The following is a 1,186-nucleotide window of genomic DNA, read 5'->3' as shown; positions in this document are numbered from 1 at the left end:
ATGGCGAATTTACTTGATCAATTAAAGCAAATGACCGTCGTTGTTGCTGATACCGGTGATATTCAAGCAATTGAAAAGTACACTCCTCGTGACGCAACAACTAACCCATCATTGATTACTGCAGCGGCACAAATGCCGCAATATCAAGGTATCGTTGATGATACATTGAAAGCAGCCCGTCAATCTCTGGGCGCCGATGCACCTGCATCTGAAGTAGTCTCTTTGGCGTTTGACCGTTTGGCAGTTTCTTTTGGTCTGAAAATTCTGGAAATCATCCCAGGTCGTGTTTCTACAGAAGTAGATGCACGTCTTTCTTATGACACTGAAGCAACTATTGCCAAAGGTCGTGACCTGATTGCTCAATATGAAGCAGCTGGTGTGTCACGTGACCGCATTCTGATTAAAATTGCTGCAACTTGGGAAGGTATTCAAGCGGCTGCAGTTCTTGAGAAAGAAGGTATTCACACCAACCTGACATTGTTGTTCGGTCTGCACCAAGCCGTTGCTTGTGCTGAAAACGGTATTACCCTGATTTCACCATTTGTGGGTCGTATTCTGGACTGGTACAAAAAAGATACTGGTCGTGATTCATACGAAGCACATGAAGATCCAGGTGTATTGTCAGTAACTGAAATCTACAGCTATTACAAAAAATTTGGTTATAACACTGAAGTTATGGGCGCAAGCTTCCGTAACGTTGGTGAAATCACTGAGTTAGCAGGCGTTGATTTATTAACTATTTCTCCAAACCTGCTGGATGAATTGCAAAAAACTGAAGGCACTCTGGAACGTAAATTGTCGCCTGAAGTTGCTGCAAAAGCAGATGTTGCAAAACTGAATTTGGACAAAGCCACATTTGATGCAATGCATGCTGAAAATCGCATGGCTGCAGAAAAACTGTCTGAAGGTATTGATGGCTTTGCCAAAGCACTGGAAACACTGGAAGAACTGCTGGCTACACGTCTGGCAAATCTGGAAAGCTAATTTCTTGATTAGCAATCTGCTGTCAGGTTGCGGAGTCAACTCCGCAACCTGAGTCAACAGATTTTGGCTCAATTGACTTGCCGCCAAATTCTGAACTATAGTCCCGCTCGCACTATTGCAGCGTGACAATAATTTTTTTAAATCTTAGGAGTAAAATAACATGGCTGAAATTCAAATGGCTCTGGATTCATTGGATTTTGAC

General features: G+C 42.8%; 1 protein-coding gene. It reads left to right on the top strand.

Translation table 11 applies throughout. From position 1 onward, the window contains the following. On the top strand, nt 1-984 hold a 984-nt coding region (locus tag Q7U95_RS02780; protein ID WP_308751753.1), incomplete at its 5' end, for a transaldolase. Nucleotides 985-1,186: the final 202 nt, after the last annotated feature.

Origin of the sequence: Candidatus Oleimmundimicrobium sp., from assembly GCF_030651595.1 — a bacterium.
In the GTDB taxonomy this organism is placed as follows: domain Bacteria; phylum Actinomycetota; class Aquicultoria; order UBA3085; family Oleimmundimicrobiaceae; genus JAUSCH01.
This window is presented reverse-complemented; position numbering and strand designations above follow the sequence as displayed.